At 61.1% G+C, this 13,508-nt stretch carries 16 protein-coding genes and 1 pseudogene; 10 read left to right on the top strand and 7 right to left on the bottom strand.

Annotated features, from left to right (window positions below; genetic code table 11):
* Positions 1-63: 63 nt before the first annotated feature.
* A complete protein-coding gene (locus ACP7C6_RS14840) occupies positions 64-1,080 on the bottom strand; it encodes a DUF4917 family protein (protein WP_426108936.1) in 1,017 nt (338 codons plus the stop codon).
* A 123-nt stretch (positions 1,081-1,203) separates the two neighbouring features.
* Here ACP7C6_RS14840 and yiaY point away from each other — a divergent pair, with 123 nt between their 5' ends.
* The 6 genes from yiaY to ACP7C6_RS14810 all read left to right on the top strand — a co-directional run bounded on the left by yiaY (position 1,204) and on the right by ACP7C6_RS14810 (position 7,735).
* The gene (gene yiaY, locus ACP7C6_RS14835) at positions 1,204-2,352 is read left to right on the top strand and encodes an L-threonine dehydrogenase (protein WP_426108935.1); all 1,149 of its coding nucleotides are present in this window, start codon (positions 1,204-1,206) and stop codon (positions 2,350-2,352) included.
* Positions 2,353-2,443: 91 nt separating this feature from the next.
* Positions 2,444-3,118, top strand: coding sequence for an NAD(P)H-binding protein (locus ACP7C6_RS14830; RefSeq protein ID WP_426108934.1), 675 nt, complete (start codon positions 2,444-2,446; stop codon positions 3,116-3,118).
* Positions 3,118-4,026: a LysR family transcriptional regulator gene (locus tag ACP7C6_RS14825; RefSeq protein WP_068937602.1), complete on the top strand. Its 909-nt coding sequence runs from the start codon at positions 3,118-3,120 to the stop codon at positions 4,024-4,026. Before ACP7C6_RS14830 ends, ACP7C6_RS14825 begins: the two co-directional genes overlap by 1 nt.
* Positions 4,027-4,212: 186 nt before the next feature.
* Complete coding sequence (locus ACP7C6_RS14820; RefSeq protein ID WP_028619309.1) at positions 4,213-5,406, top strand: CaiB/BaiF CoA transferase family protein; 1,194 nt, start codon at positions 4,213-4,215, stop codon at positions 5,404-5,406.
* Positions 5,403-6,344, top strand: a complete 942-nt coding sequence (locus ACP7C6_RS14815; RefSeq protein WP_028619310.1) for a hydroxymethylglutaryl-CoA lyase — start codon at positions 5,403-5,405, stop codon at positions 6,342-6,344. Before ACP7C6_RS14820 ends, ACP7C6_RS14815 begins: the two co-directional genes overlap by 4 nt.
* 59 nt (positions 6,345-6,403) lie before the next feature.
* Positions 6,404-7,735, top strand: coding sequence for an MFS transporter (locus tag ACP7C6_RS14810; RefSeq protein WP_426108933.1), 1,332 nt, complete (start codon positions 6,404-6,406; stop codon positions 7,733-7,735).
* Here the strand turns inward: ACP7C6_RS14810 and ACP7C6_RS14805 are convergent, their stop codons facing one another.
* Entirely contained in the window at positions 7,736-8,224 is a 489-nt protein-coding gene (locus ACP7C6_RS14805; RefSeq protein WP_353631716.1) for a DMT family transporter, read from the bottom strand.
* Positions 8,225-8,301: 77 nt separating this feature from the next.
* On the opposite strand from ACP7C6_RS14805, the gene ACP7C6_RS14800 reads away from it, so the two are divergent.
* From ACP7C6_RS14800 to ACP7C6_RS14785, 4 genes and pseudogenes are all read left to right on the top strand, one after another.
* The gene (locus tag ACP7C6_RS14800; RefSeq protein ID WP_376713287.1) at positions 8,302-9,219 is read left to right on the top strand and encodes a LysR family transcriptional regulator; all 918 of its coding nucleotides are present in this window, start codon (positions 8,302-8,304) and stop codon (positions 9,217-9,219) included.
* A 15-nt stretch (positions 9,220-9,234) separates the two neighbouring features.
* Positions 9,235-9,645, top strand: a complete 411-nt coding sequence (fos, locus tag ACP7C6_RS14795) for a fosfomycin resistance glutathione transferase (protein WP_068937608.1) — start codon at positions 9,235-9,237, stop codon at positions 9,643-9,645.
* 53 nt (positions 9,646-9,698) lie between these two features.
* Positions 9,699-9,842, top strand: a pseudogene (locus ACP7C6_RS14790) (LysE family translocator); the annotation flags it as partial.
* 240 nt (positions 9,843-10,082) lie between these two features.
* Positions 10,083-10,610, top strand: a complete 528-nt coding sequence (locus ACP7C6_RS14785) for a DUF4142 domain-containing protein (RefSeq protein WP_016975135.1) — start codon at positions 10,083-10,085, stop codon at positions 10,608-10,610.
* Between the two features lie 54 nt (positions 10,611-10,664).
* On the opposite strand, the gene ACP7C6_RS14780 is transcribed toward ACP7C6_RS14785, so the two are convergent.
* The 5 genes from ACP7C6_RS14780 to ACP7C6_RS14760 form a co-directional block, all read right to left on the bottom strand.
* Entirely contained in the window at positions 10,665-11,090 is a 426-nt protein-coding gene (locus ACP7C6_RS14780) for a low affinity iron permease family protein (RefSeq protein ID WP_028619315.1), read from the bottom strand.
* 82 nt (positions 11,091-11,172) lie between these two features.
* On the bottom strand, positions 11,173-11,673 hold the full coding sequence (locus ACP7C6_RS14775) for a methylated-DNA--[protein]-cysteine S-methyltransferase (RefSeq protein ID WP_028619316.1): 501 nt from the start codon (positions 11,671-11,673) through the stop codon (positions 11,173-11,175).
* 79 nt (positions 11,674-11,752) lie between these two features.
* A complete protein-coding gene (locus ACP7C6_RS14770) occupies positions 11,753-12,073 on the bottom strand; it encodes a hypothetical protein (RefSeq protein WP_028619317.1) in 321 nt (106 codons plus the stop codon).
* A 2-nt stretch (positions 12,074-12,075) separates the two neighbouring features.
* Positions 12,076-12,486: a type II toxin-antitoxin system HicB family antitoxin gene (locus ACP7C6_RS14765; RefSeq protein ID WP_028619318.1), complete on the bottom strand. Its 411-nt coding sequence runs from the start codon at positions 12,484-12,486 to the stop codon at positions 12,076-12,078.
* 136 nt (positions 12,487-12,622) lie between these two features.
* Complete coding sequence (locus ACP7C6_RS14760; RefSeq protein WP_028619319.1) at positions 12,623-13,507, bottom strand: LysR family transcriptional regulator; 885 nt, start codon at positions 13,505-13,507, stop codon at positions 12,623-12,625.
* Position 13,508 lies beyond the last annotated feature (1 nt).

Raw genomic sequence — 13,508 nt, 5'->3', positions numbered from 1 at the left:
GCGTCCGCAGAAACGCTATCGCCGGCAAGCCGGGCTCCTACAGGTAATGGGTTATTCGGGGGATCAGCGTTCGACAGGGACGGACAATGCGGGGTTGCCCAATGGATGCGTGCGCGCCGCAAAAAACTTCAGTTCCACGCCAGTCCCCTCAAACAACTCCGAATACCGCCGCTTCTGCTGACGGATAAACCCATCACTGCGCCCCGACACCGAGATCGCCAGCGTGGTCAGCCTGGCCTGGCGAATCGCATCCACCAGGTGTTTGTCCTGCGGTCCCAGGTCATGGCCAAAGATGCACAGTGCACCTTCGTGGCTGAGCAACTGCTCATAGCAGAACGACAGGTAATCCGAACTGCGGATCGTCTTGAGCTTCTCCTCAACCTTGCCCTCGCTGACAAACAGCGGCACATCGTCCAGGGTCTTGATCGTGTTGTTGATCGCAAAGCTGCTGAGCAAGGTGCTGTCGGTGGTCGGCAGTTTGCGCGCGGTACCATCCAGGTTGCGCACCAGGTGCAGGCCGCCGTGCAGGTAGAGGATGCGCGTAGCATCGGTGCGGGTGTCACGCAGGTCGAAGCTGGCGTCGGCGCTGCGGAACAGGTCGTCGATGCCCGGCGTGTGCAGGATGGCCCAATAGTTGAGCAGGTCGTAGTTGCTGGTGAATACCGTTGAGTAATGCTTCAGCTCAGCGTTGATCGTCGCCAGCGTCGACGGCTGCACCAGGCGCCATGGGATATGCACCGCATGGATGGTATTGATCAAGGCTTCCTTGATCGCGTAATAGCGATTGCGCGGCGCCGCCGAGCTGACGGCCAGAGCCTTGTTGACTCGGCTGGTGGTCTTCAACGCGCCCAGGGCTTGCTCGAAACTGCGGGTTTGCAGGGCGTCGAATACGCTGAGCTCGGACTGGCTGAGGGGTTTTTCTTCGACGGTGCGAGCGTTTTCGAACAGCGAGTCGTAGGCAAAGTCTTCCCAAATGGCACGGCTCGCGCCATTGCCGATCAGAATCCCGCTGAAGTCCGTACTGCTGCGCAGGGCGCTCCAGTCTTCAAGGTGGGCGTCAATATCCTGGAAATCCTTCATTGCGGCGGGTCTACTCGAAATCGGCTGGACGGAGACTTTATCACGGGTCGGCGTTGATCCTGATCAAGATGCGCTGGGTAGCGCAGGTTGATGCTGTAGGCATAACGCCTCTGAGGATTGACCATGAGCAGCACCTTCTTTATCCCCGCCGTGAACATCATGGGCACCGACTGCCTCGACGAAGCCATGACCGCCATTCGCAACTATGGTTTTCGCAAGGCGCTGATCGTCACCGACGCCGGCCTGGCCAAGGCCGGCGTGGCGAGCATGATCGCTGAGAAACTGGCGATGCAGGACATCGACTCGGTGATCTACGACGGCGCCAAGCCCAACCCGAATGTGGAAAACGTTGAGAAAGGCCTGGCGCTGTTGCAGGAAAGCGCTTGTGATTTCGTGGTGTCCCTGGGCGGCGGTTCACCCCATGACTGCGCCAAAGGCATCGCCCTGTGTGCCACCAACGGTGGGCATATCGGCGACTACGAAGGCGTTGACCAGTCCGGCAAACCGCAACTGCCCCTGGTGGCTATCAACACCACCGCCGGCACCGCCAGCGAGATGACACGTTTCTGCATCATCACCGACGAAACCCGCCATGTGAAAATGGCCATCGTCGACCGCAACGTCACGCCGCTGCTGTCGGTCAACGACCCGGCGCTGATGGTCGGCATGCCCAAGGGTCTTACCGCCGCCACCGGCATGGACGCGTTGACCCACGCCATCGAAGCCTACGTGTCCACCGCCGCCAACCCGATCACCGACGCCTGTGCCATCAAAGCCATCGAACTGATCAGCGCCAATCTGCGCCTGGCGGTGCGCGACGGCAGCGACAAGGCCGCCCGGGAAAACATGGCCTATGCGCAATTCCTCGCCGGCATGGCCTTCAACAATGCGTCCCTGGGTTTTGTGCACGCCATGGCGCACCAACTGGGAGGTTTATACGATCTGCCCCACGGCGTATGCAACGCGGTGTTGCTGCCCCATGTGCAAAGCTTCAACGCCAGCGTCAGCGCCAAACGCCTGAGCGACGTGGGCCGTGCGTTGGGTGCCGATGTCAAGGGCATCACCGATGAAGAGGGCGCCCAAGCCGCCATCGCCGCCATTCGCAGCCTGGCCCATGATGTCGAGATCCCGGCAGGATTGCGCGAGCTGGGCGCCAAGTTGCAGGACATTCCTTTACTGGCGACCAACGCGCTGAAAGATGCCTGCGGCCTGACCAACCCTCGGCAGGCGGATCAGCGTCAGATTGAGGAGATCTTTCGCAGCGCGTTTTGATAGGGGCAGCCTTTAGCCGCAAGCGTTAAGCTACAAGCTGAATGCGTTCAACTTGAGCTTGAAGCTTGCGGCTTGCCGCTGAGGTCCCCCTATGAGAGTTCTGTTATTCGGCGCCACAGGCATGGTCGGCCAAGGCGTGCTGCGTGAGTGCCTGTTGGCCGCCGACGTGCAGGAAGTCGTCGCTGTCGGCCGCACGCCCCTGACCCAGGAACACGGCAAGCTGCACCAGGTGTTGCACAGCGACATGCTGGATTTCCAGCCCCTGGAAAACCTGCTGCAAGGCTTTGATGCGTGTTTCTTCTGCCTCGGCGTTTCGTCGGCGGGGATGAATGAAGTCAAGTACACCCACCTCACCTATGACCTCACTCTGGTCGCCGCCAGCACGTTGGCGCGGCTCAATCCACACATGACGTTTATCTATGTGTCCGGCGCCGGTACCGACAGCTCCGAAGCGGGCAAGTCGATGTGGGCGCGGGTCAAGGGTAAGACCGAGAACGCCTTGCTGCGCCTGCCCTTCAAAGCGGTGTACCTGTTCCGTCCGGGAGTGATCCAGCCGTTGCATGGCGTGCGTTCGAAGACGCCGTTGTATCAGTCCTTCTATTCGGTGTTTGGGCCGTTGCTGTCGTTTGTGCGACGGCTGAAACCGGGTTGGGTGGTGAGTACCGAAACGGTGGGCCGGGCGATGTTGCAGGCGGCGCGCCAAGGCGCGCCGCAGCCGGTGGTGGAGCAGGCCGCGATCAATCGGCTGGCCAGCGAGCGTCGCTGATGTTGCACAAGAGCCTGGTGCGGCGGCTGGACCTGATCACATTGCAGTTGTTCGTCGCGGTGTTTGAGGAAGGCACGCTGACCCGCGCCGCCAACCGCGAAGCTATCGCCGTATCGGCCGCCAGCAAGCGGCTGATGGAGCTGGAGCAGGTGCTGGGCGTCAGTCTGTTCGTACGGCGGGCCAAGGGTATGGAGCTGACTGCCGCTGGCGAAACCCTGTTGCACCATGCGCGGCAGATGCTGTTCAACGTCGAGAAGATGGGCCTGGAGCTGGGCGAGCACAGCCACGGCGTGCGCGGTTATGTGCGGATGCTGGCCAATCTGTCGGCAATCATTCAGTTCCTTCCGGAAGACCTGCGGGATTTTTCCGAGCGGCATCCCGAAGTGAAAACCGACCTGGAAGAACGTCCCAGCAATGGGGTGGTGCAAGGCGTGCTGGATGGCGTGGCGGACCTGGGCATCTGCTCCAGTGACACCGACACCAAAGGCCTGCCCAGCGTGACGTATCGCCACGACAAACTGGTGGTGCTGATGCCGGCGGATCACCCATTGGCAGCGCGCAAAACCCTGGCCTTCAACGAAACCCTGGATAGCGACTACGTCGGGCTGCACGCCGCCAGCTCCATCAACATGCGCACTCACGCCGCTGCGCGCGAGGCGGGCAAGATGCTGCGCCTGCGCATTCATGTGCCGGGGTTCGATGCGATGTGCCGGATGGTCCAGGCGAACATGGGCATTGGAATCCTGCCGCAGAAAGCATATGAACTGTTTGGTCGTGCATTGGGTTTGCATGCCGTGCCGCTGACGGACGACTGGTCGGATCGCAGCCTGATCCTGGTGGTGCGTGATGAGGCGCAGCTGTCCCCCGTCAGCCGGCTGCTCTTCGACTACCTCCACAACCCCTTGTAGGAGCCCGGCTTGCCGGCGATGGCCATTTCAATGCATCCGCCGGTTTCGAGGACGCCATCGCCGGCAAGCCGGCTCCTACAGGGGCGTTCGCGTTTAGAGAACGCTTGTTGCCAACTGACGGTTGGATTTCCCGTGCACCGGCCCTCTAGTCTTGGCGTCACATTCCAAGAATAAGAGGTACACCCCATGACGGCTCCCCTGAGCGGTATCAAGGTGATTGAGATCGGCACCCTGATTGCCGCGCCGTTCGCCGCCCGGCTGATGGCCGAGTTTGGCGCCGAGGTGATCAAGATCGAAGCCATGGGCCAGGGCGATCCGCTTCGCAAATGGCGAAAGCTGCACGAAGGCACGTCGCTGTGGTGGTACTTGCAATCGCGCAACAAGAAGTCCCTGGCGCTGGACCTCAAGTCGCCGGAAGGCTTGGACCTGATCAAGCAACTGCTCGGCGACGCCGATGTGCTGATCGAAAACCTGCGCCCCGGTGGCCTGGAAAAACTCGGGCTGGGCTGGGACGTGCTGCACGCCCTCAACCCCAAGCTGACCCTGGTGCGCATTTCCGGCTATGGCCAGACTGGCCCTTACCGCGACCGTCCGGGTTTCGGAGCCATCGGCGAGGCCATGGGCGGTATCCGTTACACCACCGGCAATCCGGATTCACCGCCGGCACGGGTTGGTGTAAGCCTGGGCGATTCCCTGGCCTCGTTGCACGGCGTGATTGGCGCGCTGATGTCGCTGTTGCGGGTCAAGACGGGGCAGGGCGATGGGCAGATTGTCGATGTGTCACTGGCCGAAAGTGTGTTCAACCTGATGGAAAGCCTGGTGCCGGAATACGACATGCTGGGCCATGTGCGCGAACGCAGCGGCGGCGCCTTGCCGGGCATTGCGCCATCCAACACCTACCTCACAGCCGACGGAGCCTATGTGGTGATCGCCGGCAACAGCGACCCGATCTACAAACGCCTGATGACCACCATCGGCCGCGCCGACCTGGCTGACGCGCCTGAGTTCGCCCACAACGATGGCCGCGCGGCCAAGAGTGGATTGCTCGACGCCGCGATCACCCACTGGACCAGCAGCCTGCCCATCGACCAAGTACTCAGCGCGCTTGAAGCCGCAGAGGTACCGGCGGGGCGCATCTACTCCGTCGCGGATATCGTCAGTGACCCGCACTACCAGGCGCGTGACATGTTGCTCACTGCGCAGCTGCCCGGCGGTGTGTCGGTGAAGATGCCGGGCATCGTGCCCAAGCTCTCGGAAACCCCCGGCAGCGTGAATTGGCAGGGCCCGACGTTGGGCCAGCACACCGACGCTATCCTCGGCGATCTGGGCATGACGGTTGCCGATATCCAACGCCTGAAAGCCTCGGGAGTGGTGCAATGATTTCTGATTATTCCGACGCGCTGATCGTGCAGGAAGTGTCGCCGCGCGACGGTCTGCAGATCGAGCCGACCTGGGTCGAGACGGCCGATAAGATCGCTCTGATCGACCAGCTTTCCCAGGCCGGCTTTTCGCGGATCGAAGCCGGTTCGTTCGTCTCGCCCAAGGCCATTCCGGCGTTGCGTGATGGTGAACAAGTGTTCCAGGGCATCGAGCGCAAACCGGGTGTGATCTACGTGGCGCTGATCCCAAACCTCAAGGGCGCGCAGCGTGCCATCGCGTCTCGCGCCGATGAACTGAACCTGGTGATGTCCGCCAGCCAGACCCACAACCTGGCCAATATGCGCATGCGCTGCGAGGCGTCGTTGGCGGCGTTTGATGACATCGTCAGTTTTGCCCGCGACTACCCGGTGAGGCTCAACGGCAGCATTGCCACCACCTTCGGTTGCCCGTTCGAGGGCAGGATCGATGAAGACCGCGTTCTGCAGATTGTCGAGGATTATCAAGCACTTGGAATCCAGGGCATCAGCTTGGCGGACACCACCGGCATGGCCAATCCGCGTCAAGTGACACGCCTGGTCAAACGCGTGCTGGAGCGTGTGCCCGCCAGCAATCTGACCCTGCATTTCCACAACACGCGCGGCCTGGGCTTGTGCAACGTGCTGGCCGCCTATGAGGCCGGCGCCCGTCGTTTTGACGCGGCGCTGGGTGGCTTGGGGGGCTGCCCGTTTGCGCCGGGGGCGTCGGGCAATATCTGCACCGAAGACCTGGTGAACCTGTGTGATGAAGTCGGGATTCACACCGGCATCGACCTGCCGCATCTGCTGAATATGTCCCGCCGTCTTCCCGCTTTGCTTGGACACGAGTTGCCCGGCCAGGTAGCCAAGGCCGGACGCAATTGCGACCTGCATCCACCCCCGGCGTATATCGCAACGCTGTAACGCCGCACCAGACAACAAAAACAATCGGGCGCCTGTGAGCAGCCCGCTGGAGAGAAACCATGAGCACTAATACGTTGGAGGCCGGCGCGCGCCCGGCCGCTGAAATCGATGCCGAAAAAGCCCTGGTCAGCAAGGTCGCCTGGCGCCTGATGCCGCTGATCATGGTGTGCTATCTGTTCGCGTTTTTTGACCGTATCAACATCAGCTTCGCCAAGTTCCAGTTGCAGGCTGACCTGAGCCTGAGCGACACCGCCTACGGCTTGGGGGCCGGGCTGTTTGTGGTGGGTTATGTGATCTTCGAAGTGCCGAGCAACATGATGCTGTACAAGGTCGGCGCGCGACGCTGGATTGCGCGGATCATGATGTCGTGGGGGATGGCGACGGCGGCCATGGTGTTTGTCACGGCCGAGTGGCAGTTCTACGGCCTGCGCTTCATCATCGGCGCGATGGAGGCGGGTTTTGCGCCAGGCGTGCTGTACTACCTGACCTTATGGTTCCCGCAGCATTTTCGTGGACGCATCACTTCGATGCTGTTCCTGGCCTCGGCCTTTGCGGGCCTGGTGGGCGCACCGTTCTCCGGCCTGGTGTTGGAACACCTCGACGGTGTCTTGCAGATGCGCGGCTGGCACTGGTTGTTCCTGCTCGGCGGCTTGCCGTGCATCGGCCTGGGTTTCCTGGTGCTGACCTTGCTCAAGGATCGCATCGAAGACGCCCACTGGCTGACGGCGGCGGAGAAGACCCTGCTGTCGAGCCGCATCGCCAAGCATGAGCCGAACCAGCACGGTGGTTCTCTGTTGTCGGCGATCCGTATTCCAGGGTTCCTGATGCTCGGTTTCATCTACTTTCTGATCCAGGTGGCGTCCTACGGCCTCAACTTCTGGGCGCCGCAGTTGATCCGCAGCGCGGGCACCCAGAGCCCGGTGATGATCGGCCTGCTCACGGCGATTCCTTATGTGTGCGGCGCCATCAGCATGGTGGTGATCGGGCGGCTGTCGGATGCCACGGGTGAGCGTCGCAAGTTCGTCTGTGGCCTGGTGGTGCTGGGTGCGGTGGGCTTCTTCAGTGCCGGCATTTTTGCCGATCACACGACCTTCCTGATCATTGCCCTGGGCATGTTGGGCGCGGGCATCATCGCTTCGATCCCGACCTTCTGGACGCTGCCACCCAAGCTACTGGCTGGTGCTGGAGCCGGCGCGGCGGGCGGGATTGCGGTGATCAATACCCTCGGCCAGTTTGGTGGCATTGTCAGCCCGGTGATGGTGGGGCGGATCAAGGACCTCACCGGCAGCACCACGCCGGCGCTTTACGTGATCGGCGTGTGTGCGTTGCTGGCGGCGGCGTTGCTGCTGTGGGGGTTGCCGCAAAAACTGCGCACCCTCGACAAGGGCTGATCAGCCAGCGGTGGCCAAGGCGCGTGCGGGTGTGGCGCTGAACTGAATCAACCCGACGCCGCCGATCAACAACAACGCCCCCAGCACGCGGGGCGTTGTCAGTTGGCGCTCCACCAGGCCGAACAGGCCGAAGTGATCCAGCACCAGCGACGCCAGAATCTGCCCAGCCATGGCCAGCGCGATAAACCCCGAGGCGCCGAGCTTGGGCAACAGCATCAACGCCAGGGAAATAAAGCACACGCCAAACGCGCCACCGGCCCACATCCATAGCGGCGCCTTGCTGATAAACGCCAGGCTCGGTAGCGGCAGGCGCAGCGCCAGAATCACCGGCAGCAACACGATGATGCTTACCAGCAACGACGCCAACGTGGCCCACAACGGGTGGCCAAGGCCGCGTCCGAGGTTGGCGTTGATCGCACTTTGAAACGGCACCACTGCACCGGCGATGACCGCCAGCGCCAATAAACCCACCCAATGCAACGTTGTCATGGCGAATCTCCCAGAGGTTTTGCTGGACTCTAGGCTATTCGTCACGCAAATTTAAATTCCAAGTTCTTATGCTGAGCATGCAGCTGATGAATGATCTGCGCCGCATCGACCTCAACCTGCTGGTGATCCTCGACGCCTTGCTCAGCGAGCAACACGTCACCCGTGCGGCTGAGCGTCTACACCTGAGCCAACCGGCGGTCAGTCATGCGCTGGCGCGTCTGCGTGACCTGCTCGGTGATCCGCTGCTGATGCGCCAAGGTGGCAGCCTGGTGCCGACCGCCCGCGCGCTGGAGTTGGCCGCGCCACTGGCTGAAGCCCTGGCCCAGGTGCAGGCCTTGCTGGCGCCGAATCGCTTTGACCCGGCGTCGGCCAAGCGCAGGTTTCGGGTGGCGATGTCTGACTACAGCGCGGCGATGTTCCTACCCGACCTTGTGCGTGCGCTGCGCCGCGAAGCGCCGGGTATCGACCTGCAAATCATCCAGGCCAGCCGTGAAGGTATGGTGGACGGGGTGCTCAATGGCGACCTCGACCTGGCGGCGGGGGTGTTCCCCGACATGCCCGCCGAACTGCGGACTACACCCTTGTTCGAAGAGCACTACACCTGTCTGGTGGACCGCGAAAGCCTGCCGGCAAGCGGCACACTGGATCTGCCCACCTACCTGTCACGCCCCCATGTATTGCTGGAAATGCGCGGCAGTGGCACGCCGGAAATCGAGCGGGCTCTGACGGCGATTCGGGAGCGTCGGCATGTGGCGATCAGCCTGCCGCACTGGGGCGTGGCGCCGCAGTTGATCCGGGGCACGGACTTGATCCTGACCGTGTCTTCCCGAGGCGTGCTGGATGTTGATCAAGAGCAGTTGCTGGCGGTGCCGCCGCCCTTTCATATTCCGTCGTTTGCGTTCGAACTGGCGTGGCATGTACGGCGGGGCGGGGATTCGGGGTTGCAATGGTTGATTGGGCGGGTGCAGGGTGTATTGTCCGAAAGCCACTGCTGACAGGAAAACCCCAACATGCTCTCAGGCTTCAACCACCTGACCCTGGCCGTCACCGACTTGCCGCGCAGCATCCGTTTCTACCATGAGCTGCTGCAACTTCACCTTGATGCCACTTGGAACGCCGGCGCCTATCTCTCACTGCCGGGGCTCTGGTTGTGTTTGTCGCTCGATGCGCTGCGCGATTCGAAGCCGGCGGCCGATTACACCCATTACGCGTTTACAGTGGCAGCGGCTGATTTCACCGCGTTGGTAGAACGCCTGCGAGCAGCGCGGGTAGAGGAGTGGCGCGACAACCGCAGTGAAGGTGCCTCGTTCTATTTTCTCGACCCCGATGGCCACAAGCTCGAAGCCCATGTCGGCGACCTGGCCTCGCGGCTGCAAGCCTGTCGGGCCAAGCCCTATGCCGGAATGCAGTTTTACCCGTAGGTGGGAACGTGCAGAATCCCTCCACCGCTTAACCCTCAGTTTGAGTCGCGCCCATGACCCCATCCTTGCTGCTGGCCGTCCTCGCTTCAGGTTTCATCTACGGTATTACCCCGGGGCCTGGGGGGCTGGCCGTATTTGGCATCGGCGCCGCCCGTGGTCGTCGTGCCGGGGCCGGTTTCCTTTGTGGGCATCTGGTGTAGTGCTCCACGGCGCTGATCGCGATTGTTGGCGCGCGGGAAGTGGGCGGTGTTTATTGGCTTCGCCATCAACGCCCTGGCGCACGCTTTGCCGGGCCTGTTTGGCAGCAAACCCACTTGATTTGATGACGACCGTTCGTCGCACTGGCGAGTTTTTTCTAAACCTTTGCCGCCCTGAAAATTCGAATTGAGGGCGGGGTGTGTTCCCCCGCCTTTATTTTCAGCCTGGAGGAACCCATCATGAGCCGCATGGCTATCCGGTTACGCACCGCCAGTTTCGCGATGCTGCTGGGCCTCGGCGCCAGCAATGCTTTCGCCCAGTCGCCTGCTGAATTCATCGAGCAGGCTTCGGCCAAGGGTATGGCCGATATCGAAACCAGTCGCATGGCCCACGCCAAGACCTCTTCCCAAGAGATCAAGGACTACACCATCGAGGTGATCAACGAGCGCACCCTGGCCAACCAGCACCTGGCGGCCATCGCCAAGAAGCTTGATCTGCCGGTAGCGCCGCGGGAAAAAATTGTCGACAAAGCCGAAACCCTGATGCCCGAACTCAAGGACGGCGACTCGTTTGATGCGGCCTACACCGCACAGCAGGTGAAGGAAAACGAAGACGCCATCGCGCTGTTCAAACAGGAAGGCGCGGCGTCGGACGTGCCGGAAATAAAAGCGCTGGTCGATGAGACGCTGCCCAAGCTGGAAGAGCGTTTGCAGAAGGCTCGCGCCTTGGCGTCGACCTACGGCAAAGGTCATCAAGGCGACGGTTAAGTGCGTCACTTGAAATAAAACAACGGCGGTTGGATCAGATCCAACCGCCGTTTTTTATGCCTGGTTCAAATCGGTCTTGGTCGGTGCCGCATCGTCGGCAGCATGACCGCAACTGCTATTCAGGCTCACCGTGCCCGCGTTGCCGATGCTGCGGTATTCCTGGCGCAGTTTCTCCAGCTCTTTGCGGTCCAGGCCGTCCAGGCTGAGCACGGCATTTTGTGCATCCTTGGACACACGCAGCAGTTCATCGATCTTGATATGCAGGATGTCGTTGTCGCGGTTCTGCGTGTTCTGGATCAGGAACACCATCAGGAAGGTGATGATGGTGGTCGAGGTGTTGATGATCAGTTGCCACGTGTCGTTGTAGTGGAAATACGGCCCGCTCAGGCTCCACGCCAGGATCAACGCCACTGCCGCGTAGAACGTGCGCGGGCTGCCGGCCCAACGGGACAGGGATTGGGAGACTGCGGAGAATTTCATGACCGTTTTCCTTGGAAGGGGGTGATGAAATAATGGACCGCAGGGATTCTTTGAAATTTCTTTTTACATTTGCTGAGGGCCTTCAGAACGCCAATTCAGCCTGGCCTGTACCTTCCAGCGCCAGCAAATACTGTTTGGCCTCCAACCCTCCTGCAAAGCCGGTCAGCCCACCCGACGCACCAATCACCCGATGGCACGGCGCAATGATCGAGATGGGGTTACGCCCATTGGCGGCACCCACCGCACGTACCGCTTTCGGGTTGCCGATCTGCTGGGCGATCTGGCTGTAGCTGCGGGTTTCGCCGAAGGGAATCGTTAGCAGCGCCTGCCAGACTTGTTTCTGGAAGTCAGTGCCGGCGAAATCCAGTTCCAGCTCGAAATGGTTGCGGGTGCCGGCGAAATACTCCTGCAACTGGCGTTGGGTTTCCACCAGCACCGGGCTTTCAGGCGCTTCGTACAATTCACCCAGGCGTACACGGTTGGCGCGCTCGGTTTCCCACAGAATGGCGCTGAGTTTGCCGTCGCGTGCCACCAGGGTAAGTTGGCCGACCGGGGAGGGCATGAGTTTGTATTCGTAGGTCATGAGCGGGCTCCTGAAGGTGGGTGCAGTGGGAGTCTAGAGTGGAGCGCTGATCGGCAAACTACGTTTCTTGCGATCAAATTCAGCGCCGCCAGTAGAGCCACTCCGAGAACGCCGGATAAGCGAACAACCACGCGATGTAACCGAGGGCCATCAACACCGAGGGGGTCGATAGCAACACCGTTGAGAGGATATTGAGCAATGTGACCAGCACAGCCGTCACCTTTAGCCCCGTACTGGCGTACCGAACCGCGAACCAGACGCCATAGGCTGAAGTCGCAAGGGCTAATAGCACACCCATTCCACCCAGCCTCATCAACGAGATCATCAGCGGCAGGATCAGTACCAGGCCGATCACCTTGTAGGTGGGGTGTCTGGAGTGGCTGGGCTTGAGTAGTAGCATCGTTACCCTTCCTGTTGCAGCACTTTAAGCGCCGCCGACGCCAGAAACCCCGAGCGGCTTTTTTCTTCCGGATGATGCAGTACATATTCATCAATGCGGTTCAGCAGGTAGCCCGGCAGCGTGATGTTGAGCTTCTGCGCCTTGCCCAGATACTTGGTGACATCAATGTCCACCACCGCCCAGGTGCAGCCTGCGTACTGAGGGTTGGCTGCATGCAGGGTGACCTTCTGCGCACTGGGAATCGGTGCACCGTCTTCCGCCAGTATCTCGAAGTGCCCTTCGATGGCTTCGCGAGCCATGGCCATGGCGTCGTCCAGGTCGTCACCGGCGGAGTAGCAGCCGGGAATATCCGGCACCTCCACGCCCCAGGCGTGATCCTCGTCGCCGCTTGAAATTGCAATCGGGTAAAGCATCATTGAACCCTCAAAAGGGTACTTACTATAACCACCAAAGCTGTGTAATCAACGCGACCGCATCCATTCATATTGAACGAATTTTCCGAAAGGAACGTACGAGGGCTCTTTCAAAACCCTTGATACGCTATCTAGGCTATATCACTCTATTTATTACGTTCATAAAGGCTTGGATCAATAAGTTGTGTTCTTGTTTTCGGGTAAGAACTAACAGTTGCGCACACGCATCCACTTCCGCCAGCGGCCTGTACGTCACACCTTTATTCATCAAACTCTGCGTACATGCCGGCACCAACGCCACACCTTGCCCGGCGGCCACCAGCGCAATGATCGACGTGATCTGCCGCCCGGTCGGGCCCGGGCACAAAGGCTGGCCATGATGCCGATAAAGCTGCTCGATGGACTGGTTGAGCCCCGATCCATAATCCGCCGGAAACAGAATCAACGGGTACGCGCTGAGCTGCGCCAGGTTGACGCTTGCCTGGCGGGCCAACGGGCTCTCACTGGACACGGCGGCCACCAGCCTTTCTTCGCCCAGGGACAGCGCTTGCACCGCTTCGCCTTGCGGCAACAGGCGACTCAAGCCGATATCCAGCCGCCCATCCGCCACCTGCGCGCCGAGGCTGCCGGAGGCGCATTCCACGAGGGTCAACTGGACATCGGGGAAGCGCAGGGAAAATGCCTGGATCGCCTGGCTGAACAGGTCCGAAAGCGCGATCGAACTCACATACCCCAGCGTCAGTTGCCCCGCAGTGCCCGCCGCCAGTTTGCCGGCGATCACTTGCGCCAACTCAACCTGCTCCAGCACACCACGGGCATAGGGCAGGAACGAGCGGCCTTGCGCGGTGAGGGTGACCGTACGGCTGGTGCGATCGAACAGCTTGAAGCCCAACTCGGTCTCCAGCGCCGAGATCTGGCGGGTCAGCGGCGGCTGCGCCAGGTGCAGGCGAATGGCCGCGCGGCCGAAGTGCAATTCTTCGGCGACCGTCAGAAAGTAACGCAGCTTGCGTAGGTCGAGCATC

The organism is Pseudomonas sp. TWR1-1-4 (genome assembly GCF_049897165.1).
Classification (GTDB): domain Bacteria; phylum Pseudomonadota; class Gammaproteobacteria; order Pseudomonadales; family Pseudomonadaceae; genus Aquipseudomonas; species Aquipseudomonas canadensis.
The sequence above is the reverse complement of the archived record's forward strand: the minus strand, read 5'-3'. Positions and strand labels throughout refer to the sequence as shown.

Coding starts and splice junctions, on each gene's coding strand:
- ACP7C6_RS14830 (WP_426108934.1), top strand. CDS start 2,444: ATGAGAGTTCTGTTATTCGGCGCCACAGGCATGGTCGGCCAAGGCGTG.
- ACP7C6_RS14760 (WP_028619319.1), bottom strand. CDS start 13,507: ATGCTCGACCTACGCAAGCTGCGTTACTTTCTGACGGTCGCCGAAGAA.
- ACP7C6_RS14770 (WP_028619317.1), bottom strand. CDS start 12,073: ATGCTACTACTCAAGCCCAGCCACTCCAGACACCCCACCTACAAGGTG.
- ACP7C6_RS14780 (WP_028619315.1), bottom strand. CDS start 11,090: ATGAAATTCTCCGCAGTCTCCCAATCCCTGTCCCGTTGGGCCGGCAGC.
- ACP7C6_RS14800 (WP_376713287.1), top strand. CDS start 8,302: ATGCAGCTGATGAATGATCTGCGCCGCATCGACCTCAACCTGCTGGTG.
- ACP7C6_RS14805 (WP_353631716.1), bottom strand. CDS start 8,224: ATGACAACGTTGCATTGGGTGGGTTTATTGGCGCTGGCGGTCATCGCC.
- ACP7C6_RS14785 (WP_016975135.1), top strand. CDS start 10,083: ATGAGCCGCATGGCTATCCGGTTACGCACCGCCAGTTTCGCGATGCTG.
- fos (WP_068937608.1), top strand. CDS start 9,235: ATGCTCTCAGGCTTCAACCACCTGACCCTGGCCGTCACCGACTTGCCG.
- ACP7C6_RS14765 (WP_028619318.1), bottom strand. CDS start 12,486: ATGCTTTACCCGATTGCAATTTCAAGCGGCGACGAGGATCACGCCTGG.
- ACP7C6_RS14825 (WP_068937602.1), top strand. CDS start 3,118: ATGTTGCACAAGAGCCTGGTGCGGCGGCTGGACCTGATCACATTGCAG.
- ACP7C6_RS14775 (WP_028619316.1), bottom strand. CDS start 11,673: ATGACCTACGAATACAAACTCATGCCCTCCCCGGTCGGCCAACTTACC.
- ACP7C6_RS14810 (WP_426108933.1), top strand. CDS start 6,404: ATGAGCACTAATACGTTGGAGGCCGGCGCGCGCCCGGCCGCTGAAATC.
- ACP7C6_RS14840 (WP_426108936.1), bottom strand. CDS start 1,080: ATGAAGGATTTCCAGGATATTGACGCCCACCTTGAAGACTGGAGCGCC.
- yiaY (WP_426108935.1), top strand. CDS start 1,204: ATGAGCAGCACCTTCTTTATCCCCGCCGTGAACATCATGGGCACCGAC.
- ACP7C6_RS14815 (WP_028619310.1), top strand. CDS start 5,403: ATGATTTCTGATTATTCCGACGCGCTGATCGTGCAGGAAGTGTCGCCG.
- ACP7C6_RS14820 (WP_028619309.1), top strand. CDS start 4,213: ATGACGGCTCCCCTGAGCGGTATCAAGGTGATTGAGATCGGCACCCTG.